Annotated in this window: 17 protein-coding genes and 1 tRNA gene; 10 read left to right on the top strand and 8 right to left on the bottom strand. The window is 73.1% G+C overall.

All coding sequences use genetic code 11. The features are described from left to right. Window positions 1–38 precede the first annotated feature (38 nt). From MXD62_RS12750 to MXD62_RS12770, 5 genes are all read right to left on the bottom strand, one after another. The gene (locus MXD62_RS12750; RefSeq protein WP_248829482.1) at window positions 39–3,878 is read right to left on the bottom strand and encodes a tetratricopeptide repeat protein; all 3,840 of its coding nucleotides are present in this window, start codon (window positions 3,876–3,878) and stop codon (window positions 39–41) included. 476 nt (window positions 3,879–4,354) lie between these two features. Beyond that, window positions 4,355–5,134, bottom strand: a complete 780-nt coding sequence (locus tag MXD62_RS12755; protein WP_248829483.1) for an MBL fold metallo-hydrolase — start codon at window positions 5,132–5,134, stop codon at window positions 4,355–4,357. Beyond that, window positions 5,131–6,117 carry an NUDIX hydrolase gene (locus tag MXD62_RS12760; RefSeq protein ID WP_248829484.1) on the bottom strand — a complete coding sequence of 329 codons (987 nt, stop codon included), beginning with the start codon at window positions 6,115–6,117 and terminating at the stop codon, window positions 5,131–5,133. Before MXD62_RS12760 ends, MXD62_RS12755 begins: the two co-directional genes overlap by 4 nt. Before the next feature lie 38 nt (window positions 6,118–6,155). Beyond that, window positions 6,156–6,647, bottom strand: a complete 492-nt coding sequence (locus MXD62_RS12765; protein WP_248829485.1) for a RidA family protein — start codon at window positions 6,645–6,647, stop codon at window positions 6,156–6,158. Between the two features lie 87 nt (window positions 6,648–6,734). Further along, window positions 6,735–6,896: a DUF4177 domain-containing protein gene (locus MXD62_RS12770; protein ID WP_012157776.1), complete on the bottom strand. Its 162-nt coding sequence runs from the start codon at window positions 6,894–6,896 to the stop codon at window positions 6,735–6,737. Between the two features lie 119 nt (window positions 6,897–7,015). On the opposite strand from MXD62_RS12770, the gene MXD62_RS12775 reads away from it, so the two are divergent. Further along, window positions 7,016–8,035: an ArsA-related P-loop ATPase gene (locus tag MXD62_RS12775; protein ID WP_071066205.1), complete on the top strand. Its 1,020-nt coding sequence runs from the start codon at window positions 7,016–7,018 to the stop codon at window positions 8,033–8,035. Beyond that, window positions 8,032–9,540 carry an ArsA-related P-loop ATPase gene (locus MXD62_RS12780; protein ID WP_248829486.1) on the top strand — a complete coding sequence of 503 codons (1,509 nt, stop codon included), beginning with the start codon at window positions 8,032–8,034 and terminating at the stop codon, window positions 9,538–9,540. Before MXD62_RS12775 ends, MXD62_RS12780 begins: the two co-directional genes overlap by 4 nt. A 461-nt stretch (window positions 9,541–10,001) precedes the next feature. Here the strand turns inward: MXD62_RS12780 and MXD62_RS12785 are convergent, their stop codons facing one another. Beyond that, window positions 10,002–10,358, bottom strand: a complete 357-nt coding sequence (locus MXD62_RS12785; protein ID WP_248829487.1) for a WhiB family transcriptional regulator — start codon at window positions 10,356–10,358, stop codon at window positions 10,002–10,004. A gap of 785 nt (window positions 10,359–11,143) precedes the next feature. On the opposite strand from MXD62_RS12785, the gene MXD62_RS12790 reads away from it, so the two are divergent. Next, window positions 11,144–13,486, top strand: a complete 2,343-nt coding sequence (locus tag MXD62_RS12790) for a penicillin-binding protein (RefSeq protein WP_248829501.1) — start codon at window positions 11,144–11,146, stop codon at window positions 13,484–13,486. 30 nt (window positions 13,487–13,516) lie between these two features. Here the strand turns inward: MXD62_RS12790 and MXD62_RS12795 are convergent, their stop codons facing one another. Then, complete coding sequence (locus MXD62_RS12795; RefSeq protein ID WP_248829488.1) at window positions 13,517–13,975, bottom strand: GatB/YqeY domain-containing protein; 459 nt, start codon at window positions 13,973–13,975, stop codon at window positions 13,517–13,519. A gap of 230 nt (window positions 13,976–14,205) precedes the next feature. On the opposite strand from MXD62_RS12795, the gene MXD62_RS12800 reads away from it, so the two are divergent. The 4 genes from MXD62_RS12800 to MXD62_RS12815 all read left to right on the top strand — a co-directional run bounded on the left by MXD62_RS12800 (window position 14,206) and on the right by MXD62_RS12815 (window position 18,289). Further along, entirely contained in the window at window positions 14,206–15,117 is a 912-nt protein-coding gene (locus MXD62_RS12800) for a metallophosphoesterase (RefSeq protein WP_248829489.1), read from the top strand. A gap of 161 nt (window positions 15,118–15,278) precedes the next feature. Next, a tRNA-Pro gene (locus MXD62_RS12805) sits at window positions 15,279–15,355 on the top strand. Between the two features lie 462 nt (window positions 15,356–15,817). Further along, the gene (locus MXD62_RS12810) at window positions 15,818–16,483 is read left to right on the top strand and encodes a response regulator transcription factor (protein ID WP_248829490.1); all 666 of its coding nucleotides are present in this window, start codon (window positions 15,818–15,820) and stop codon (window positions 16,481–16,483) included. Between the two features lie 534 nt (window positions 16,484–17,017). Continuing rightward, complete coding sequence (locus tag MXD62_RS12815; protein WP_248829491.1) at window positions 17,018–18,289, top strand: choice-of-anchor D domain-containing protein; 1,272 nt, start codon at window positions 17,018–17,020, stop codon at window positions 18,287–18,289. Between the two features lie 19 nt (window positions 18,290–18,308). Here the strand turns inward: MXD62_RS12815 and MXD62_RS12820 are convergent, their stop codons facing one another. Further along, window positions 18,309–19,433 (bottom strand): hypothetical protein, encoded by a 1,125-nt coding sequence (locus tag MXD62_RS12820; protein WP_248829492.1) that lies wholly within the window; start codon window positions 19,431–19,433, stop codon window positions 18,309–18,311. A gap of 298 nt (window positions 19,434–19,731) precedes the next feature. On the opposite strand from MXD62_RS12820, the gene MXD62_RS12825 reads away from it, so the two are divergent. Genes MXD62_RS12825 through MXD62_RS12835 form a run of 3 tightly spaced genes read left to right on the top strand, consistent with a single transcriptional unit; the run spans window position 19,732 to window position 22,383 of the window. Then, on the top strand, window positions 19,732–20,670 hold the full coding sequence (locus MXD62_RS12825; protein ID WP_248829493.1) for a zinc-binding dehydrogenase: 939 nt from the start codon (window positions 19,732–19,734) through the stop codon (window positions 20,668–20,670). Next, window positions 20,667–21,503, top strand: a complete 837-nt coding sequence (locus MXD62_RS12830) for an SDR family oxidoreductase (protein WP_012157787.1) — start codon at window positions 20,667–20,669, stop codon at window positions 21,501–21,503. The genes MXD62_RS12825 and MXD62_RS12830 overlap by 4 nt, the downstream gene beginning before the upstream one ends. Before the next feature lie 46 nt (window positions 21,504–21,549). Next, on the top strand, window positions 21,550–22,383 hold the full coding sequence (locus tag MXD62_RS12835; RefSeq protein ID WP_248829494.1) for an enoyl-CoA hydratase: 834 nt from the start codon (window positions 21,550–21,552) through the stop codon (window positions 22,381–22,383). Window positions 22,384–22,495 lie beyond the last annotated feature (112 nt).

The following is a 22,495-nucleotide window of genomic DNA, read 5'->3' on the forward strand; positions in this document are numbered from 1 at the left end:
CGTCCTCAGCGGTGTTCGCCAGCGGTACCCGGACCCGGCTACCGGCTGGTGCCCTCGGCGGGCGGCATCTCCACCGAGGGCACGGCCTCACCGGACGGGTCGGCCACCGGCACGACCACCGGCGATCCCGGCAGACGCGCCGCCGTCCTGGCCCGCGCCCTCGTCCCGTTCACGCTCACCTTCGCCAGCGCGGCCGCCGCGCCCAGCCCGTCCTGTGCGCTCAGGTCATCCTGGGCGGCCAGCCCGTCCTGGTGCGGTGTGCCCAGTCCATCCGCCACGCCCAGTCCGTCTGCTGCGTCGAGCCCGTCCGGTGCGTCGAGGGCATCCGGGGCGGATCCCGGCAGGGCCGCGAGCAGCCGCCGGGTCTGCGGCGCCTCGCTGATCGCGCCGGTGGCCGTCGCGGCGGCCAGGGCCTGCTCGTAGGCCTCGCGGCTGCCCTCGACGTCACCGTGCGCCGCCAGGACCGTCCCCAGCGCCCGGTATGCCAGCACCTGTGCCCGGACGTCCTCGGCGTCCACTCCGACCGCCTGGCGGGCCACCCGCAGGGCCTCGTCGGGCTCGCCCGCGTCGAGCAGGGTGCCCGCGAGGTGGGCGTAGGCCTGCCGGCGCGGGAACATCAGCGTCGCCGGCTCGCTGGCGGACAGCGCCCCCCGCAGCTCGGTGATCGCCTCGTCGAGGCGACCGCGCGCCCGCGCGATCTGCGCGACGAGCACCTTCGCCCCGAGCTGGGCGTGCGGGCGCAGTTCCAGCCGGTCCAGGTCGGCCAGGGCGCGCCGGGCGGCCTCCTCCGCGGCATCCACCTCGCCGGCGTCCAGCCTGGTCAGGCCGAGCAGCACCTGGGCGAAGGCGCCGATGAGCACATGCCCGGTGGACGCCGCCTCCGCGCACGCCTCGGTCAGCAGGTCCGCACCGCGCCGGGGACGGCCAGCCCCGCGGGCGGCCAGCCCGCGCGCGATGAGGGTCAGGGTGCGCCCCCAACTGTCGCCGGTCTCGGTGAACAGCTCCGCCGCGCGGGCCGCCTCGCTCTCGGCGGTCTCGATGTCGCCGAGCTCGGCCGCGGCGACCGCGTCGATCGTCAGGCAGACCGCCTGCCCCCAGCGCTCGCGCATCGACTCGGCGAGGTTGATGAGCACGCGGGAGACCTTGCGGGTCCGGGTGAGCTGACCCGAGAGCAGCAGGACGAGGGCCTCGGTGCCCGAGCACCAGCCGAGCCCGCCGGCGTCCTCCAGCCGCTCGAACACCGCGGACGCCTCGCGCAGCGTGCGCTCGGCCTGCGCGTAGTCCCCCCGGGTGGTGGCGCTCCACGCCAGGTGCTGCAACGCCCAGCCGACCCCGCGGGGGTCGTCGACCCGGCGGGCCAGGGAGAGCGCCTCGCGGTAGCGCTCCTCGGCGGCCTGGATGCGGCCGGCGGCGTACTCGAGCAGGCCGAGCCGGCGCAGCGCCGCGGCGACCGCCCGGTCGTCGCCGGCCCGGTGCGCGGCCTCCAGCGCCGTGATCAGCGACTGGCGGGCCTCCTCGCCGCGGCCCTGCTTCTGGCGCAGCTCACCGAGCACCGCGTAGGCGGCGGCCCGCCGGCTCGGGACGTTCACCCGCAGCGCCGGGCGCAGCGTGCGCTCCGCCTCGTCGAGGCGGCGCAGCCAGACCAGCGCCTCGGCGTGCAGGATCCGCACGTTGATGTCGTCGTCGCCGTCGATCACACCCCGCCCGAGCCGACGGGCGTCGGCGAGCAGGTCGGCAGCGGCCCGGTGGTCGTCGCGGGCCAGCGCCGAGCGGGCCAGCCGGACGTGCGCGTGGAAGCCGGCCTCCCGCGCCGACCAGGCCGGGTCGCCGGCGGGCAGCGCCATCGAGGCGGCCAGGTCGTAGGCGCGCAGCGCGTGCGTGGCGACGAAGGTCGACACCTCACGCGACGAACCGATCATCGCCGTGACGCCCCAGCGCGCGGCCGTGGCGTGCCGGCGGGCCCGCTCCACCTTCGGCAGGCCCGAGTAGGCGACGTCGCGCGCCATCGGGTGCACGAACCGCCACAGGGCCTCGCCCTGCCGCGGCGGGCGGACGATCTGGCGTTCGGTGAGCACCGACAGCGCGCGCTCGACCTCGGCCGCCGGGCGTTCGCCGACGACCTGGAGCGCCTCGGCGGGGAAGCGCGCGCCGAGCACGGCCGCCGCCCGCAGCGCCGCCTTGGCGGCCGCGTCCAGGTCGTCGATCCTGGCTGCCAGCACCGACTGGACGCCGGCGGGCAGGACGGTCGCCGCCAGAGAGCCCTCCAGCACCCAGCGCATCCCCTCGCCGCCGCCCGGGTCGGGCACCTGGTGCAGCAGACCGCGGTCCACCAGCAGGTTGAGCAGCTCGGTCAGGAAGAACGGGTTCCCGTGCACCCGGGCCAGCAGCTCGGCCTGGGTCGCCCGGGACAGGCCGGGCTCGCCCAGGTAGTCCTTGAGCAGGGCACGCGCCGCGCTCTCCGGCAGCGGGCTGAGCGCGATGCGGCGCGCGCCGACGAGATCGGAGAACTGCGGGCTCTCCCGGTCGAGCAGGACGAGCATCACCGGGCCGTTGAGGGTCGTCGTCAGCCGCCGCAGGGCCGTCGTCAGCCGGCTGGTCGCCCACTCCAGGTCGTCGACGACGACCAGCACCGGGTTGCGGACCGCCAGCGCGCTCAGCAGGAGGCCGACCGTCTCGACGGCGTCGTCGGCGGCCCGCTGGACCGCCTCGCCGTGGGAGGCCCGGCCGACCGGGTCACCCGGCGGGGTGGTCGCCCCGGCGCTGGGACGGCGGTCCGGCGGCACGCCGAGCATCCCGAGCAGGCGGTCCCCGATGCCGCTCGGCAGCTTCGTCTCGAAGATCGGATGGGTGAGGCCGGCGACCGTGCGGCGTACCCGGTCGGCGACCCGGTCGAGGGTGTCGCCGTCGGTGATGCCGCACGCCCCGCGGATGAGGTCGATCAGCGGGGCGAGGTCGCGGACGTCGCCGTGGCGCACGGTGCGCCCCCACAGCACGGTCGCGCCCGCGGCCTCGGCGGTCTCGGCGAGCTCCCGGGCCAGCCGGGTCTTGCCGATGCCGGCCTCGCCGATGATCACAGCCATGTCGGGCTGGCCGGCGTCGACCACGCCGGCGAAGTAGCGGCTGAGCTCGGCCAGCTCCTGCTCGCGCCCGATGAACGTCGCGTCGTCGGCCAGGCCCGGCCGGGCGATGTTGGACGGGCGCAGGCTGACCAGCTCGTAGGCGGGCACCGGCTCGCGCTTGCCCTTGAGTACCAGGGGCGGCAGATCGCGCCAGGTGGCGACGGAGCGGGTGGCGGTGACCGTGTCCCGGCCGGCGTAGACGGTGCCCACCGCGGCCGCTCCGGACAACCGCGCGGCGGTGTTCACCGTGTCCCCGATGACCGTGTAGGACAGCGCCGCCTGCACACCGGCGAGCACCTCGCCGGTGTTGACGCCGACCCGCAGGCCGAGCGGGCTGCTGTCACCGCCCTCGTCCTTGATCAGGCGACGGGCCGTCTCCTGCATCGCCGCCGCGGCGCGCACGGCGCGTTCCGGGTCGTCCTCGTGCGCCGTCGGGGCGCCGAAGACGGCCATGATCCCGTCGCCGCTGAGGTTGTCGACCCGCCCGCCGACCTCGTCGACCTCGCGCGCGAGCGCGGCGAGGACCCGGTCGGTGACCTCGCCGACCCGTTCGGGGTCGCGGTCCTCCGCCCAGGCGGTGAAGTCGGACAGGTCGCCGAACAGGACGGTGACGACCCGGCGCTCGGCGGCCTCGGCGCGCGGCGTGTCGGTCTGGGTGAACCGGAGCCCGCAGTTGAAGCAGAACCGCCCGCCGGGCACCGTCGGGGTGCCGCATCTGGGACAGACCAGGGGACCGGTCGTGGGGGAGCTGATCACCATCGTGGATCGGTTCCTCTCCGCCGGATGATCGCTGGGCCGCGCGAACCGCTGGGTCGGAAGGCCGGGTGGGGGCCGGCACCGGAGCGCGCGCGGTCGGTAACGTCCCGCGGGTACGAGGGCCCGCGGTTGGTACCAATGGTCCAAAGGGTCACAAAGCGCACGAGCGGTCTCCTCCGCCGGAAAGTTTAGTGGCCTTCGTCTCCCTTTCTGGATCAAGGTGTGTCGGATGACCGACCTGGCCCCGTTCGCGGGGATTCCAGACCGCGAGCGGCCCGGCCTCTATAGTGGCGCAGCTCACTTGCCTACCCGGTTTCCGGGATATGACCCGCGTCTTTCGGCAGGTTGCGGCCAGCCTCTGAACGTCCACACCGGCCCCGCCGGCTACCCGCGGTGACCGCCGCCAGGGCCCTGACCTGCGCGGGGCGTGGCGGACCGGCGTGTGCCGGGGTGACCCCGCGCGCGCCGCGGCGGGTGGCTCAGCGTGGGCGGAGGTAGTCCAACTGGGCCCGTACCGACAGCTCGGCCGCCGGCCAGAGTGCCACGTCGACGTCCGCGTACACGATCCGGACCACGTCGATCGGCGTCACCTGCTCGGCCGACGCACCCAGATCGGCTAACGCGGAGACCACCTGATCGAGCCGCCGGGCCCGGTGCTCCAGGTAGGCCTCGGCCGCCCGCCCGGCCGCTGGCAGCTCGGGGCCGTGGCCGGGCAGCACGGTGGTGTCGCCGAGCTCGCGCAGCAGGCGCAGGCTCGAGAGGTAGTCGGCGAGCCGGCCGTCGGGATGGGCGACGACCGTGCTGCCGCGCCCCAGGATCGTGTCGCCGGTGAGCACGGCCGGGTGCTCGTCGTCGCCGGCCAGCACGAAGGACAGCGAGTCCGAGGTGTGCCCGGGGGTGGCCAGCACCCGCAGCTCGATCCCGGCGGCGGCGACGACGTCCCCGGCGCCGAGGCCCTCCGAGCCGAGGCGGTGCGCGGGGTCGAGGGCGCGCACCTGCGCCCCGGTCAGCGCGTGCAGCGTCGCGGCGCCCTCGCTGTGGTCGGAGTGGCCGTGGGTCAGCAGGATCGTGCGCACCAGGCCGGCGGCCGCGACCCGGGCGAGGTGCTCGCCGTGGTCGGGGCCGGGATCGACGACCACGCAGCCGGCGTCGCCCGGTGACCGCAGGATCCAGGTGTTCGTGCCGTCGAGGGTCATCGGGCCGGGATTCGGCGCGAGGACGACGGAGGCCAGCTTCGTGACCCGGCGGAGGGCGGTCACCGCGGGACACCACCGCGGGTGCCCGCGGCCGGTGCCGGGGCGGTTCCCGAAGGCGTGCCCGGCTCGGTGTCGGGGGCACCGTCCAGCGGTGTGCCGGGGGCACCGTCCGGCGGTAACAGGTGTGGGAACGACAGCTGCCAGGTGCCGTCGCCGGCGACGATCCTCGCCATGATCGGCTTCAGGTCGCGGGTGCGCGCGGCCGCGAGCGCACCGGCGACGTCGTCGTAGGCCGACAGCTCCGCGAGGGTGAAGGCGGTGGGCGGGAGCATACCGATCTCGCCGGCGACAAACCGCTCCATCGCCTCCGCCGGACGGATCCACAGCATCCCGTCAGCCTCGGTCGAGAGCTCCGTCGCGAGCTCGCCCGGCAGCTGCCCGGCCGGCAGCGCGGCGACGAAGAACCTGGTGTCGTACCGCCGTGGCTCCAGCTCGGGGGCTATCCAACGGGTCCACGGGGCCAGCAGGTCGGCCCGCAGGGCCAGCCCGCGGCGGGTCAGCAGCTCGGCGAGGCCACTGCGATGGCTCTCCATCGCCCGCCGCTCGGCGGCCCAGCCCGGATTGCCCGTGCCCGGAGACACGGTTCCACCCGCCGGGACGGCGAGCAGGACGCCGCACTCCTCGAAGGTCTCACGGACGGCCGCGCAGACCAGGGCCCGCGCGCGGGCGGGATCGTCGTCCAGCCCCGGCATCGCCTCCTCGGCGGAGGGCCCGACCCACGGGAGATCCTCGGCGGCGTCCGACGGGTCGACCCGCCCGCCAGGGAAGACGTGCATGCCGCCCGCGAACGACATCGCCCGGGTGCGCCTGAGCAGGTAGGCCTCGATGCCGGAACCGGCCGGCGCGTCGCGCAGGAGCACAACGGTCGCCGCGTCCCGGGCGGGTGCCGGGTTGGCGGCCAGCCGAGCCAGCCGGAGTTCCTCCTCCGGTTCCATCCGGCGGGACGTGCCGAACCGGGCGACGATTGCCGCCTGATGATCAGCCATCCTCTGATGGTAGACAGTAGGGCCGACAGAAGCCGAGGTCAGCCGGCCACGCGGGCGACGAGCTCCACCTCCACGGGCGCTCCCAGCGGGAGCGCCGCGACCCCGACGGCGGAGCGCGCGTGCAGTCCGGCGGCACCGAAGACGGCGCCGATCAGCTCGCTGGCGCCGTTCAGGACGACCGGCTGGCCGACGAATCCCGGCGCGCTCGCGACGAAGCCGACGACCTTCACGATCCGGGTGATCGTGTCCAGGCCACCGGCCACGGCCGCGGCGGCGGCGAGCGCGTTGAGCGCGCACACGCGGGCCAGCTCAGCGGCCCGCTCGGCGGTGATCTCCGCACCGACCAGGCCGGACGCCAGCAGCTTCCCGGCCACCAGCGGGAGCTGCCCCGCCGTCCAGACCAGATCGCCGTCGCGCACCGCGGGGACATAGGCCCCGGCCGGGGTGGGCACCGCCGGGAGGACCAGCCCGAGCTCGGCGAGCCGCCCGGACGGCGTCGTGGCGGCCGCGGGCGGGACGGGAGCGGTCATCGTCGGAGTCGACCTTCTGTCGAGGAGGGCACGTCAGGGAACAGGGGGGCGGGGCGGGGACGACCGTCCCGTCGCGGGCGGACGTCCCTACTGGGACTTCGGCCGCTTGAAGTACGCCACCAGGCTCTCCGGGTTGGGCCCGGGGACGACCTGGACGAGCTCCCAGCCGTCGGCACCGAAGTTGTCGAGGATCTGCTTGGTGGCGTGGATCAGGAGCGGGGCAGTCATGTACTCCCACTTGGTCTGCATGACGATGGACCCTAGAGCATCCGCGGACCGCCACCCGGTTGGGTAGGCGGTGTGGCCGCCGTGACGAGGGTCCGGGGCGTGGCAGTCCGGATCGGCGGCCCACGGGTACGGTCGAGCACGTGACCGGTGACGACAACGCGCCAGCGGCGACCGCCGGCCCCTGGGACTGTCGGTTGCACATCGTCACCGGCAAGGGCGGCACGGGAAAGACCACGATCGCCGGCGCGCTGGCCGTCGCGCTGGCCACCGGGGGGCGCCGGGTGCTGCTGACCGAGGTCGAGGGGCGCCAGCAGATCGCCCAGCTCTTCGATACCCCGCCGCTGCCCTACCGCGAGCGCAAGGTGGCGAGCGCGCCCGGCGGCGGCGAGGTCTTCGCGCTGGCCATCGACGCGGACGAGGCGTTGCTGGAGTACCTCGAGATGTTCTACAACCTGCGCCGCGCGGGGCGGGCGCTCGGCCGCATCGGCGCCGTCGACTTCGCCACCACGGTCGCCCCCGGTGTCCGTGACGTGCTCCTCACCGGCAAGGTGAAGGAGGCCGTCAACCGGCCGGACGGCACCCGCCCGAGTGGGCTCGCCTACGACGCGGTCGTGCTCGACGCGCCCCCCACCGGCCGGATCGCCCGTTTTCTGAACGTCACCGCGGAGGTCGCGGGGCTGGCGCGGATGGGCCCGATCAGGGCACAGGCGGACAGCGTGATGGCGGTGCTGGCGCCCGAGCGGGCGGCGGTCCACCTGGTCACCCTGCTCGAGGAGATGCCGGTCCAGGAGACGGTGGACGGCATTCGGGAGCTGCGCGAGGTGGGCCTGCCGGTCGGCGCGGTGGTGGTGAACATGGTGCGCAGCCCGCTGCTCGCCCCCGGCGATCTCGACCTGGCCCGGCGTGGCCAGCTCGACCGCGAGGAACTGGCCACCGGCATCAAGGAGACCGGCATCGAGCCGACCGAGGAACTGATCTCGAACCTGGCCTGGGAGGCCGCGCAGCACGCCGAGCGGGTCGCGCTGGAGACGGCGCAACGTGCCGAGATCGCCGCGCTGGGACGTCCGGTCTACGAGGTGCCGCTGCTGGCGGACGGCGTGGATCTCGGTTCGCTCTACCGGTTCGCCGAGATGCTCCGAGCCCAGCGGATGGTGGCATGACCCCCGCGGGCGAGAACCCGGCTGACCCGACCACCGGCACGGACCCGACCACCAGCACGGAGCCGACCACCGGCATGGGCACGGCCGGTGGCTCCGCGGGCGGCCGCGGGCGGGCCGGTGGCGGGCCGCCGTCCGGTGGCGCCGATGGCGCCGGTGAGAGTGGTTCCGGCGCGACGGCCGGGAAGCCGACCCGCGCCGCGGGGTCACGCGCTACGGGATCACGTGCTGCGGGGAAGAAGACCACCACGGGGCGGGCGAAGGCGACGCCCGGATCGCCGCGGAAGGCGACCGGGGCCCGTAGGGCCACGGGACGGGGTCAGCGGACGGCGCCGAGCCGGCCGCGGCCGCGTCCGCATCCGCTCGGGGTCCCGCGGTTGGACGTCGACGCCATGCTCGACAACGAGCGGATCATCGTGTGCTGCGGGTCGGGTGGGGTCGGCAAGACCACGACCGCCGCCGCGCTCGCGCTGCGCGCCGCCGAGCGTGGCCGGCGCGTGGTGGTACTGACGATCGACCCGGCCAGGCGCCTCGCGCAGTCGCTCGGCCTGACCGCGCTCGACAACAACCCCCGCGAGGTCGCGGGGGTCGACCCGGCCGCCGGTGGCCATCTCGACGCGATGATGCTCGACATGAAGCGGACGTTCGACGAGATCGTCCTCGACCACAGCACGCCCGAACGGGCCGAGGCGCTGCTGGCGAACCCGTTCTACCAGTCGCTGTCGTCGTCCTTCGCCGGTACGCAGGAGTACATGGCGATGGAGAAGCTGGGGCAGCTCGACGCCAGCGGCTCCTGGGACCTGATCGTCGTCGACACCCCGCCGACCCGTTCGGCGCTGGACTTCCTGGACGCGCCGAACCGGCTCGGCGACTTCCTCGACGGGCGCCTGCTGCGCCTGCTGCTGGCGCCCGCGAAGGCCGGTGGCCGGGCGTACGCGAAGGTCATCGGAGCCAGCCTGGGCATGTTCACCCGGGTCATCACGAAGGTGCTCGGCGCGCAGCTGCTGGCCGACGTGAGCCAGTTCGTGGCCGCGTTGGAGACGATGTTCGGCGGTTTCCGGGCCCGCGCCGACGAGACGTTCCGCCTGCTCGCGGCGCCCGGCACCTCTTTCGTGGTGGTCGCGGCGCCCGAGGCGGCCGCGCTGCGGGAGGCGTCCTACTTCGTGGACCGGCTCGACTCGGACGGCATGCCGCTCGCGGGACTGATCGTCAACAGGATGCACTTCTGCGCCGCCTCCGCGCTGACCGTCGAGCGGGGGCTGGCCGCCGCTGAGAATCTCACCGACCACGGCGAGCATCCGCTGGCCGCGGCTGTGCTGCGTATCCACGCCGACCGGGCGCGGCTCGCCGAACGTGAGGTCCGGCTGCGTGAACGGTTCACCAGTGCCCATCCGGACACGGCACTCGTCGAGGTCGAGGCGTTGTCCGAGGACGTCCACGACCTGGCCGGGCTGCGGGAGATCGGTCGCGCGCTCGCCGGGGACGAACGGGCCGCGGCGGCCGGCTGACCGGCCGGGGAACGGCGGGTGGGAGCGCGCGGCGCGTGTTCTGGGGGAGGCCGACGTGGAGGTGGCTGGCGTAGGCACCTGGCGGGGTCCTGCCGTAGGTACGAAGGGTCGTTCCGCGGGACCCGTCGGGGACCGCGTACGGAACTCGATGCACTCGCTCGATGCACTGACTCAACGCACTGAACTGGCTTGACGCACTGAGATGACGGCCCCGGGAATCGCGCCGGTGCGATGTGAACCCGGGTCCAAGGAGGGCCTCCGCCCGTCCGGGCCATACACAGGAACGTGTTGCCCGGGATGTTGCGGGGGACCAGCGCCACTGGTGGAGACTTCACCGCCCATCCGGGCTATACGCGACTCGGATGGAAACAACTGTGTACTGCTGGTGTCACGTTCGGGGTGGTGGTGTCCGCTCGACCCCGCTGTCGTCGGACACCTCCGGATGAGGGCTCGAGGCCGGGCTAGCCGGCGGACGCGGAGCGGTGATCCGCCTGGGCGTCCGCGAGCAGCTTCCGCCAGGACGTGACGTCCGGACGGCGGCGGAGCAGCGCGCGGCGCTCCCGCTCGGTCATTCCTCCCCAGACGCCGAACTCGACATGGTTGTCGAGGGCGTCCGCCAGGCACTCGGTGCGCACGACGCACCCGAAGCACCTGGTCTTCACCCGGTTCTGGGCCGCTCCCTGGACGAAGAGCTCATCCGGGTCGAGGTCGCGACAGGCGGCGTGGGCCGTCCAGTCGCCGTCGGCGGTGGAGCCGACGAGCCCGGTCGTACTGGTACGGCGTGACAGGCTGACGGGTGGGGTCAGGCTTGTGGTCATGCCACCTGCCTTTCTTCTCGAGTCCGGGTCAGGGGGCCCGTGCGGGTGGTGACGTGGCGTTGAACCGAAACCGTACGGAGTGGCGTGGCCACGGCACAGACCCCACACGGGTGGTTGTCCAAATGACTAGTCCGGGCCATTGATCCCGATCGCCGCAGTAGTGCGATCTGTGACGCCCGTGTGTCACTTCGGTGACGCAACCGTGACCTTGCTGTGGCGTCGTAGTCTTAGTTCGATGAGGTAGCCGTTCGGACGCCTTGCCGTGCGTGCCCGTGTGGTCCCGGGCGGGCAGTGTGCGGGACCACAGTCCTGGACTGGCGGGCCCCGGGCGGGCACGGTGTTTGGGTCAGCGCAGTACTCGATCAGCGCCTCGGCCGCGGCCGGTGCGGGCACCTGACGAAGGCGGGCATCGTCGACGGCAGCGGAGGACTCGAGCAGGGGGTCCCGGGCTCAGTGTTCATACCAGGCCGAAACACCGGTGAAGCGCCGGTCGCCGAAGCCGGGACCGAGCCCCGGGGCGTTCCGTGCACCCAGCCGTTCCCCGTGTTCCCCGTGTTCCCCGTGTTCGGAGCGTTCCCTGCGCCACGGTGGGTCCAGGCGTGATCCGGTCGAAACTCCGCGGCGCTGCCGACGCGCGGTCCACGTGGCAATCAGGCCTGTCCGCGCCGGCCTCCGGCCCAGCCTCACGGCATATCGGGCCCGACTCGGCGCGCCGCCGCCGAGTCACACCGAAACGGCTGCTCGGCGTCCTCACCACCAGCGTGGCGGCGGGCGTTCTGGTCGGCATGCTCGCGCTGCCCGTCATCGGCCTGGCCGGCGTGACCGCCAAGGGCGGCGCGGACCATTTCCTTTCTCTCCCCGCGAATCTGACCGTCCCCCCGCTGGCCCAGCCCTCGCGCATCCTGGACGCCGCCGGAAACCAGATCGCGGTGCTGCGCGGCGAGCAGGACCGCGAGATCGTCACCCTGGACAAGGTCCCGCCGCAGATGCGCCAGGCGATGATCGACATCGAGGACGCGCGCTTCTACGAGCACACCGGCGTCGACTACCGCGGAATGATCCGCGCGTACCTCGCCAACCAGGAGTCCGGCGGGGTCACCCAGGGCGGATCGACCCTCACCCAGCAGTACGTGAAGAACGTCCTGCTGGCCTCCGCCCGGACACCGGAGGAAAAGGCGGCCGCGACCGAGCAGACGGTCGACCGCAAGCTCCGCGAAGCCCGTTACGCGCTGTATCTGGAAGAACACCTCACCAAGGACGAGATCCTCGAGCGGTACCTCAACATCGCCTATTTCGGCGACGGCGCGTACGGCGTCCAGGCGGCCGCCCGGCACTACTTCAACATCGACGTCAGCCAGCTCGGCGTCACCCAGTCGGCGATGCTGGCCGGCCTGGTGAAGAACCCCACCGCGTACAACCCGGCGCTTCACCCGCAGGCCGCCAGGGAACGCCGCAACATCGTCCTCGACCGGATGCACGAGCTCGGCCACCTCGACGCCGCCGCGTGGGAGGCAGGCCGGGCCGAGGAACTCGTCCTCGACCGCCCGGCGCGGTCACCGGACGCCTGTCAGGACTCCTCAGCCCCCTTCTTCTGCTCCTACGTCCGCCAGGTGCTGCTGGCCGACCGGACGTTCGCCGCCACCCCCGAGGACGCCCGCCGGCTGCTGTTCGAGGGCGGGCTCACCATCCGGACCACGCTCGACCCGGTCGCGCAGGGCGCGGCGCAGACATCCGCACGAGAGGTGATCCCCACCGGGAACCGGGTCGCCGCCGGCGTCGCGATGGTGCAGCCGGGCACCGGCAACGTGCTGGCACTCGCCGTGAACCGGGATTACGGCACGCCGGACGACAACCAGCCGCCGGCGCTGACCGCCGACTTCGTCCACACCAAGGAGATCTACCCGGTCGACCCCGACTCGTTCTCGCCCGGCTCCACGTTCAAGGTCTTCACCCTGGCCGCGGCGCTGGAGAACAACATCCCGCTGTCGACCACCTTCCACTCGCCGCTGTGCTATCACTCGGACCGCTTCCCCAACCCGGATCCGGGCGGGAAGAACTGCTACAGCAACGCCGACCCGAGCGAGGACGGCTTCTACTCCCTCACCACGGCGACCTGGAACTCGGTCAACACCTACTACATCCAGCTCGCCGAGCGCCTCGGCGTCATGAAGACCGCCGAGATGGCCCGCCGGCTAGGCGTCTCCTCCTGCCGGATCCGGCCGAATGAAGAGAACGACCCCAAGTGCAGGGGCGGGGGGATCGGACCGGTCGACGGCTCGGCGATCCTCGGCTCGAACGAGATCAGCACGCTGGACCTCGCCACCGCCTACGCGACGCTCGCCGCCCGCGGAAACCGCTGCTATCCCCGCACAGTGCTCTCGATCACACAGCGCGTCGGGACGGCTGACCGTCCGCTGGCCTTCAACACGGGAAAGCCGTGCGAACAGGTCCTCGCCCCCGGGATCGCGGACACCGTCGCCTCGGTTCTCCAGGGCGTCATCAACCACGGGACCGCGTCCGGGAACGCGCAGATCGGACGTCCGGCGGCGGGCAAGACCGGGACGGCCGAGGGATTCAGCACGGCGTCCTTCGCCGGCTTCATCCCGCAGCTGGCCACCGCGGTCACCCTCGCCGACCCGCGCGGCCCGACGACTCATCAGCTTCGCAACGTGCTCACCAGCCGCGTGGTGTTCGGCGGCGGATTCCCGGCCCAGATCTGGGCCCGGACGATGACGCGCACGATCGACGGCCTGGCGCTGCCCGTCATGCCACTGCCGGCGCCGGACAACACCCAGCCGCAGGTGCCCAAGAAGGCCCTGCCGGACGTCCGCGGGCAGAGCCAGCAGGCGGCCGAGTACGCCCTGCGCTCGCTGGGATTCCGGGTCCGCTCGGAGACCGTGCCGCACGTGGCCCCGCCCGGGATCGTCGTCGGCATGGCTCCCGTGCCCGGGGGGGAGGTCTCCATGGATACCGAGGTGGTGCTCCAGGTGTCCGGCGGCCTCACCGGCGCGGTGCTGCTGCCGAACGGCGCCGGCGCACGCCCCGGCCAGCCCGCCGCCCCACCGGCGGGGGACGGCCGCGCAGGCGTCCCGGGGCTGCCGGACCTGCGCAACCAGCTCCGGAACTGAAGGCCGGCGCGGCGCGGCGGGATCCGGCTGTCAGGACTCGCTCAGCCGCGCGCGGACGAGCTCGGACACCCGCTTCCCGTCCGCCCGGCCGGCGATGCGCGCCTGCGCGGCCTTCATCACCTGGCCCATCGCCTTCATGCCGGTGAGCCCGAGCTCGGCCAGCACCTCGTCGATGATCGCTCGCAGCTCGTCCTCGCCGAGCTGGCTGGGCAGGTAGTCGGCGAGAACGTCACCCTCGGCGTTCTCGCGGCTGGACTGCTCGGGCCGCCCGGCGGCGGCGAACGCCTCCGCGGCCTCCCGGCGCTTGCGGACCTCCCGGGCCAGGATCTTCTCGACCTCGGCGTCGTCGAGCTCCCGGGCGGTGGTGCCGGCGACCTCCGCGTCCTTCACCGCGGCGAGGGCAAGGCGCAGCGTCGACAGGCGCAGGTCGTCACGTGCTCGCATGGCGACAGTGAGATCCTCGCGCAGCCGCTCCTTGAGTGTGCTCATGGTCGCCGAGCCTACGGCCCGCCCGCACCGGCGGCCACGCGGTTTCCGTTCAGGTGCAGCCGCTGGTCCGGTTCGCGCCGGTGCGGCCGTTGGTAGACGGCGCCGACGCGACCGGGGACTTCCGCCGGTGTGGCGGGACCTGTCCGCCGGGGTGGTCGGACACGTCCGCGGGCGTGGCACCGGGCAGCCGGGCCGTCGTGCGGCTGGGCGAGACTGGAGCGATGCGACCGATGCGACCGAGCCGGGGAACTGTCCGCGCGGTGTCGGGGCTCGCGGCCGCGGGTCTCGGCACCGCGCTCTACGCGGGCGTCTACGAGCGGACCGCCTACACCCTGCGCCGGCGCGAGGTGGCGGTTCTCGCGCCGGGAAGTACCTCTCTGCGCCTGCTGCACATCTCGGACCTGCATGTCACCCCGAACCAGCACGGCAAGTTCGCCTGGCTGTCGGATCTGGCCCGGCTGGTCCCCGACCTCGTCGTGCTCACCGGCGACGTGCTCTCGCACCCCCGGGCCCAGGCTCCGCTGCTCGCCGCGCTCGACCCGCTCTTCACGTTCCCCGGCCTGTTCGTGCCGGGCAACAACGACTACCACGCACCGACGTTGCGCAGCCCACACCGCTATCTCGGACGCACGAACACGCCCGGGCCGAAGGGCCCGGCGCTCGACTGGGCGGGTTTCGCCCGCGCGCTCGCCACGGCCAGCGGCTGGCGTGAGCTGACCAACATCCGGGGCACGATCGACATCGGGGGCCGCACCCTCGACCTGCGTGGGGTCGACGACGCCCGCCTGCGCCGCGACCGGCTCGCCCTGGTCTCCGGCCCACCCGAGCCGGGCACGGCGCTGGGGCTCGGCCTGTCACACACCCCCGAGCCCAGGGTGTTGGACGCCTTCACGGCGGACGGGGTCGACCTCATCCTCTCCGGCCACACCCACGGCGGACAGATCCGGCTGCCCGGCTACGGCGCGCTGGTCACCAACTGCGGCATCGACCGGGAGCGGGCCTGGGGCCTGTCGCGGCACGCGGCGGGCGGGCGGCACTCCTGGCTGCACGTGTCCGCCGGGCTCGGTACCTCACCGTTCGCCCCGTTCCGCTTCAACTGCCGCCCGGAGGCAACGTTGCTCACGCTCACCGAACGTCGCTGATCCGTGCCCGTCCCCGGAGGGCAGGCCGGCGGTCCCGAGGGCGGGCTGGAGGGCGGGCGAGCCGGCGGAGCGCCGGTGCCGGCCCGGTGGACCGTTCCGAAAACCGGGGTACCCCGGCACGCCACTCGGATCCTTGCGTCTAGTACACTGAGCCACGGTCGCGGGGTGTGGCGCAGCTTGGTAGCGCGCTTCGTTCGGGACGAAGAGGTCGTGGGTTCGAATCCCGCCACCCCGACCAGCTAGAGGCCACTTTCGATCATTGAAAGTGGCCTCTTCGCCGTTCTGGGCGACCATCTGAGCCGCCGGCCCTCCGCCCACCGGGCTGAGAAGATTCAACTCATCGGGAATCTCCCCGAGGTCGCCGGAGACAGCCGGGGATTTCGGACGGCTCGAACCGCCGCGGTTGCTCGGAACCGTACATAGAGACGTGGCCGGCGGGGCGTGCCGACTTGGTTGGGCCCGCGGCGGGCCCGGTAAGACGTGCGATCTCTTTGTGTCAGGTCTGTGACGTTTCGTGGCGGGCCTGGGATGCTGGGGCGGTGCCAAGGGGGGACAAGCCGGCTCGTCCATACCGAGTACGGGCGGCTGTGGTGCTCGGTGTTGTGGCCGTCGGCATGGTCGTCCGGGTCGCCGCGGTCGGCGGCGGGCTGACGGTGGGCGACCGTGTCGGCGGTGGGACGTCCGTACGGGCTGCGCTCCCATGCGTGTGACGCCGACCCGGGTCGTCCTGGCGGACGACGCGCCGCTGTTCCGTCAGGCCATCGCCTGGCTGCTGGAGCAGCACGACTTCCAGGTCGTGGGGCAGGTGAGCGACGCCGACGGGCTGCGTAACGCGGTCTCGGCGCTACACCCCGACATCGCGGTCATCGACATCCGCATGCCTCCCACCGGCCGGCTGGAAGGGCTGGAGAGCGCGGTGGAGCTGCGCGCCCGGCATCCGGACCTCGGGGTGCTGCTGCTCTCGCACTACCTGGAGTCGCATTACCTTCCGGTGCTTTTCGGTGCGAACGCCCGGGGCGTGGGCTATCTGCTCAAAGAGCGCGTGACCGGCATCGAGGCGTTCGTCGAGGCCGTCACCCGGGTCGCGGCGGGCGGCTGCGTTCTCGACCCCGAGGTCGTCGACCTGATGATCGCCGCCCGGTCGCGGCGTGATCCCCTGCACACCCTGACCGCCCGTGAACGGGAGGTGTTGGCGCTGATGGCCGAGGGCCGTTCCAACCAGGCGATCAGTGCCCGGCTGGTTCTCACTCCCAAGACGGTCGAATCCCATGTGCGCAGCATTTTCACCCGGCTTGGCCTGGCACCCGAACCGGACGATCACCGGCGGGTTCTCGCGGTGCTCACCTATCTGCGAGCACATCACTGACCGACGTGTTCAGGGCGCGCCGACGACGCGATCCGGCCCGGCTACCGACTGGCCGTCGAGGTCGGGAAGCTGCGGGACGAGCAGCACGATGTCCGGGGTGACGGCGACCGTCGCGGCCAGTCCGGCCCATCCTGTCCGGCGTCACCGACGACCCGGTAGCCGCCGGCCGTCAGGATGACGCCTGCCAGGGCACAGAAATCCGCGTGGTTATCTGTGAGAAGGGCCGTGGCGGACATTTGTCCGAGGATGCCACTCGAAGCCGGTTCCGGTTTCAGGGCTACCCCTGATGTTGGCCGCTCCCGGAAAGATCAGGCTCATCTTCGTGACCGATCATCCTTCGGGGGAAACAGCGCCCGTGGGAAAACGGCACCCGCGCCGGTCAGCCGGATCGCCGGCCACATCCGCCGCGGCCGGTCCGGTGAACCCGGGCCAGCGCGCCACGGGGGGGTGCGCTGGCCCATCGGGCCAGCGTGGTTCCGCGCGCCATGAACGCCTGTTCACTCACAGCCGGGGGGCCTTGCAGTGACGTCTCAGGTGAGCATCGATCTCAGGACGGGCGTACCGAAGGAAGGCGAGACCCGTGCGGTGGCGGCGAAGCCGAGGAGGCGGCGGCGGAAGGATCGTACCGGGTTCACGGCGGTGGCCCGGGCCGGTCGGCGCCGCGCCGCGGGATTTCTGCTGGCGGTCGTTGTTCTAGTCGGCGCCAGTGCCTGCCAGGCCGAATACAAGCCACCATTCGCGCCCATCGTGTTCGCCATCGACGAGAACGGCAACATCGACGTCAGCGCGAGTCGTGACCTGGTGACCCCGATCGGCACCTTCACGATCAGCGAATCGGTTGCATTGCCGCGGGACGTCCCATCGGACCGAACTCTGATGATCCTTCGTCACAAGGTCGCCGGTGAGCTGAGGGATGCTTGGTTCACGCTGCTGGCCGCGGTGAACCTGCACTTCTCCGTGGACGGCGCGAACCGACTCGTCCCGCAGGCCGAGGAGAACGTCGCGCTGTTGGAGGTGACCGGCCCGGCGACCGGGGTGGTCGCCGAAGCGACAGACGACGACTCCGGTGACCGTTTCGAATCCGAGCAGGTCGAGGTACTGCCGGAGGTCCCCGAGGACACGGACCCCTCGGCCGCACCGGACGACGGCGGGCCGAGTGGAGGGCCGAGCGGTGGGTCGGGTGAGCCGGGCATCGAGGTGACACCGGAGACGCTGAGTTGCGATGACTCGGGGTGCGCCGGGACCGTGACCGTGGAGAGCAGCGGCACCGGCACGCTGCGGGTCACCTCGACCGAGATCATCGGTCCCGGCGCCGACGCGTTCTCCGTGGACGCGGGCTGCGAGGCCGAGCTGCCTCCCGGCGGGCAGTGCACTCTCAGCGTCGGCTACGTGCCGCTGGACAGCGGCGAGGCGGCCGCCGCGACGCTGGTCATCCACCAGAATCTCAGCGGTCCCGCCAACGAGGTGAACCTGGAGGGGAGCGCCGGGACGGCGCCGCCCGGCCCGGAGCCCGGCATCGCCGTGACGCCGGAGACGGTGTTCTGCACCAGCTCCGCCTGCCAGCCGGTGACGGTCGAGAGCACCGGCGACGACCCGCTGGCCGTCACGTCCGTCGAGATCGTGGGGTCGGACGCCGCCGCGTTCAGCTACACGAGTGACTGCGAGGGCGCGTCCCTGCCGACAGGCGCCCGGTGCGTCGTCACCCCCGAATACACGCCGCAGGGCGGCACCGATGCGACGGCCACCCTGGTCATCCACCACAATCTCGCCGGGCCCGCGACCGAGGTCACCCTCTCCGCCTCCTGAACCCGTTTCCGCCCTCGGGCTAGCTGATCCGCCCGGCGGGGGATGGGCATGGGGCCGGTGGCGCATCGGCGAAGTCCGTGACCCGGTACTCGCCGGTGGAGTCGCGGGCAAGGTTCACCCGGATCCGGGACGCGATGCCGATCTGCCCGGTGGGCAGCGACTGCTCCAGGGTCTCCCGCCCGGTCTCGTCCAGACAGCTGTCCACGGCGACCGCCCCACCCTCCGGCCCGGCCGAGACCCCGGTGACCAGGAGCCGCAGCGGCCCGCGGACGGATCGGCCCGGGATGGCGCGGTTCTGGTCCAGGAGGGTCGTCAGCATGCCGAAGAAGGATCCGTCGACCTGGTCCAGCAGCGTGCCGAGGGCGGCGCGGTCGCCTTCCTGGGCCCGGGCGAAGGCGTCCCAGAAGGTGAGATGGACGCGGACCGCGGGGCTGGCGGGGTCCACCCCCGGCCCGGTCGTCATCTGGACGGAGCCCGCGACGACCGGGGCCCCGCCCGCGGCCGGGGCGTCCTCCGGGCCCGCGGACGCCGGCGGTGTCCCGGTTCCGTCCCAGGAGACGAAGGGTGTCAGCACGGTGACGATCTGACGGTCGGTCGGGGCGCTGAACACCTCCGCGCCGCTCCAGGCGACCTTCACCGAGGTCGGGCACCCCGCGGCGGCCGGGTTGACCGGGACGGTGGCGACGACCTGCCCCGTGCGCGCCGCGCGCACCGTGATCCGGTACGAGGTGCGGAAGAACGGCACCTGCTCCTGGCTGCCGATGTCGAAATGGCAGATGACATCGGTGGGTTCGCGGGCGTCCCGCTCAGCGCACGCGACGAGCTGGGCCTGCGCCGGCGGTGCCAGGAAGGCGTCGCGCTCGGGCTGGCCCATGTCTTGGAGCAGCCGGACGGGGAACGTCGACCCGGTGGGGTCGTTTCCCTGCTGCTGGCTGAACAACGCCACCGGATGCGGCGCCGGCCCGGTGTAGGGCGGAGCGGAGGTGAGGGCCACGTTCCCGGCGCAGACGTCGTTGAGGGCACCCATGTCGACCGGCCCGTCGACGGCGCGGACCTCGCCGCCGGAGCCCCGGCCGTCGGCGTCGCCCGACGCGCCCCCGCACGCGGCGAGCCCGCAGACCGCCGCAGTGGTCAGTGCCGCCACCGAGAGTACCGCCGTCGCCCGTTGCCGCACGTGCGCCCCTTGTCCCGCGGCCACCGCCGTCGGGTGGGCGACTGTTTCGTCCGGGAAGATCCCCACCATATCGACGGCGCGGCGCCGTCCCGCGGTCAGATCCGGCGCCGGAAAGCGGGGCTGGTGGGGAAGCGGCGATACCGTTTCCGCGGCGGTGTGCTGAGAGTACGATTCCGGCGATGAAGAAGCTGTTTCCGCATGGTCAGAACAGCGTTCTGGTGATGCGGGTGACAAGGGCGGATCGAATCGTCACCGTCAGGGAGCGCCCATGAAAGCCGTACGCGCCGGCAACGGCGGCGTCAGCGTCGTCGACCTCGATGAGCCGCCCGGCTCCGGCGAGGTGTTGAAGATCGCGGCCGCGAGCATCTGTAGCTCCGACCTCCTGTACATCAGATTAGGCAGCCAACGGATCATCGGGCACGAGCTGGCGGGCGTGCGCGAGGACGGATCAGCGGCGATCGTCGAGGCGATCATGGGCTGCACGGTGTGCGACCTCTGCCGGCAGGGCCGGTACAACCTCTGCGTGCAGCACACGAAGCAGGCCCTCGGCGCGACCGCTGACGGCGGGATAGCCGAGCAGTTCCGCGTGCCCACGGAGCGGCTCGTCCCGCTCCCGGCCGGCCTCGACGTCCGTGACGCCCCGCTGGTCGAGCCGGCGTCGGTCTCCTGGCACGCCCTGCGGCTCGCGGGCACCGGCCCGAACACCCGGGTCGCCGTCGTCGGGGCCGGGGCGCTGGGCCTGCTCGCCGTCGCCGGCGCGCGGCACCAGGGTGCACCCGAGGTCGCCCTCGACGCGCGTCACCCCCACCAGGCCGAGGCCGGGGAGCGGCTCGGCGCGACGCTCGCCCACGACGGGCTCTACGACGTGGTCGTGGAGGCCGCCGGCTCGGACAGCGGCCTCGACCGCGCGATCGATCTCGTCGCCCCCGGTGGCACGGTGGTCTGCGTGGGCGTCCAGCTGGAAAGCAAGGTCGGGGTCAACTGGAGCCCGCTGTTCCACCGCGAGGGGCGGCTCATCCCCTCCATGGGCTACTGCGCCCACGAGAACGGTCGGGAGATGGAGGACGCGGCGGCCATGCTCGCCAAGGACCCCGAGATCACCCGGACGCTGATCACCCATCGGTTCCCGATCGCCGACGCCGCCGAGGCGTTCCGGGTCGCCGCCGACCGCAAGGCCGGCGCGCTGCGGGTGGTGATCGAGCCGTGAGCACCGTGGGCATCGTGACGGGGGCCGGCCGCGGCATGGGCCTGGCCTGCGCCCACCGGCTCGTCGACCTGGTGGACGTCCTGCTCCTGGTGGACCGCGACCCCGCCGTCGCCGGAGTGGTCGGCGAGCTCACCAAGGCCGGTTCGGCCACCGTCGAGCCGTTCGTCCTGGACATCACCGACGTCGACGGCGTGGAGCGGCTCGCCGCCCGGGTCGCCGAGCTCGGCACGCTGCGCGCCGTCGCCCACGCGGCCGGGATCTCCCCGACCATGGCCGACTGGCGGCGCATCTTCGCCGTCGACCTGGTCGCCACGGCGCAGCTGGCGCAGGCGCTGCGGCCGCTCACCACGGCCGGCACGGCGTCGGTCTACTTCGCCTCGATGGCGCCGATCCTGGCGATCGGTGAACCTCACCCGACCGCCGACGCCGCGCTGGACGACCCGCTCGCCCCGGACCTCCTCGACCGGATCCACGCCGCGCTCGGCGCCACGGTCGAGGACTCGGGCTGGGCCTACTCGTGGGCCAAACGGGGGGTGCAGCGCTTCGCCCAGCAGGAGGCCGTCCGGGTCGGGCCGCTCGGCGGCCGGGTCTGCTCCCTCTCCCCGGGGATCATCGACACGCCGCAGGGCAAGCAGGAGGCGGCGGAGCACAGCTCCATGCAGGCGCTCGTCGAGCGGACCCCGGTCGGCCGCATCGGGCAGTCCGAGGACGTCGCCGACGTGGTCGCCTTCCTCCTGTCGGACCAGGCGCGCTTCGTCAGCGGCATCGACGTCCTCGTGGACGGCGGGGTCGCGGCGGCCGTGCGCGGGCCGGCCGCCGCTGCCGTGAGGTAGCGGGACTCCGCCCGAGCCGGTGGATCCTTGACCCGATGGTGAATCCATGACCTGTGGAAGCGGGGTGTCGGTGGTGGGCGAGAGCGAGCCCGTCGTCGTAGTCGAGACCGCGGACCGCGTCACGACGGTGACGCTCAACCGGCCCGCCGCGCGCAACGCGCTCAGCCGGGCGCTCACGCACGCGCTGTGGGACGCCGTCGCCGCGGCCGGGGATGATCCCGGCGTCGACGCGGTGATCCTGACCGGCGCCGATCCCGCGTTCTGTGCCGGGGTCGATCTCAAGGAGGTCTCGGGCGAGGTGCCGCCCTCCGCCGTCCCGCGCGGGCCGGGGGAGGGGCCCGAGCGGTACGACAACGGGCTGTTCCGGTTCCTGCCCGTCATCGACAAGCCGGTCATCGGAGCCGTCAACGGTGTGGCCGTGACGGGAGGCCTCGAACTGGCCCTGCAGTGCACGTTCCTGGTGGCCTCGGAGCGCGCCCTGTTCGCCGACACCCACGCCCGGCTCGGGATCATGCCGGGCGGCGGGGCCACCGTCCTGCTGGCGCGGTCGATCGGGCTGCGCCGGGCCGTCGAGATGTCGTTGACCGGCAACTTCCTGACCGCGGCGGAGGCGCTGCGGCTCGGCCTGGTCAACCACGTCGTGCCGCACGACGAGCTGCTGGGGTGCGCGCGGCGGCTGGCCGGCGACATCGTGAGCAACGACGGGCAGAGCGTTCGCCGGCTGCTGCTGCACTACCGGCAGCTGGCGAACACGGCGACCCTCGACGAGGCGCACCTGGCCGAGGGACTCATGGCCGAGATGTGGCGGCCCGGAACCAGCCACGTCGCCGCCCGGCGCACCGACGTCACCCAGCGCGGCCGCCAGCAGACCCGCGGCTGACCCGGCCCGCGGTCACCGCGACAGCGATCCGGCACCCGGCCGTCCGGTGTGGGCTGTTGTGTAGATGACTGTGGCGGTCGGGTGAGTCCGGTGGGATTCACCCGACCGCCGT

The sequence above is a fragment of the Frankia sp. Mgl5 genome, assembly GCF_023242985.1.
GTDB lineage: Bacteria > Actinomycetota > Actinomycetes > Frankiales > Frankiaceae > Parafrankia > Parafrankia soli.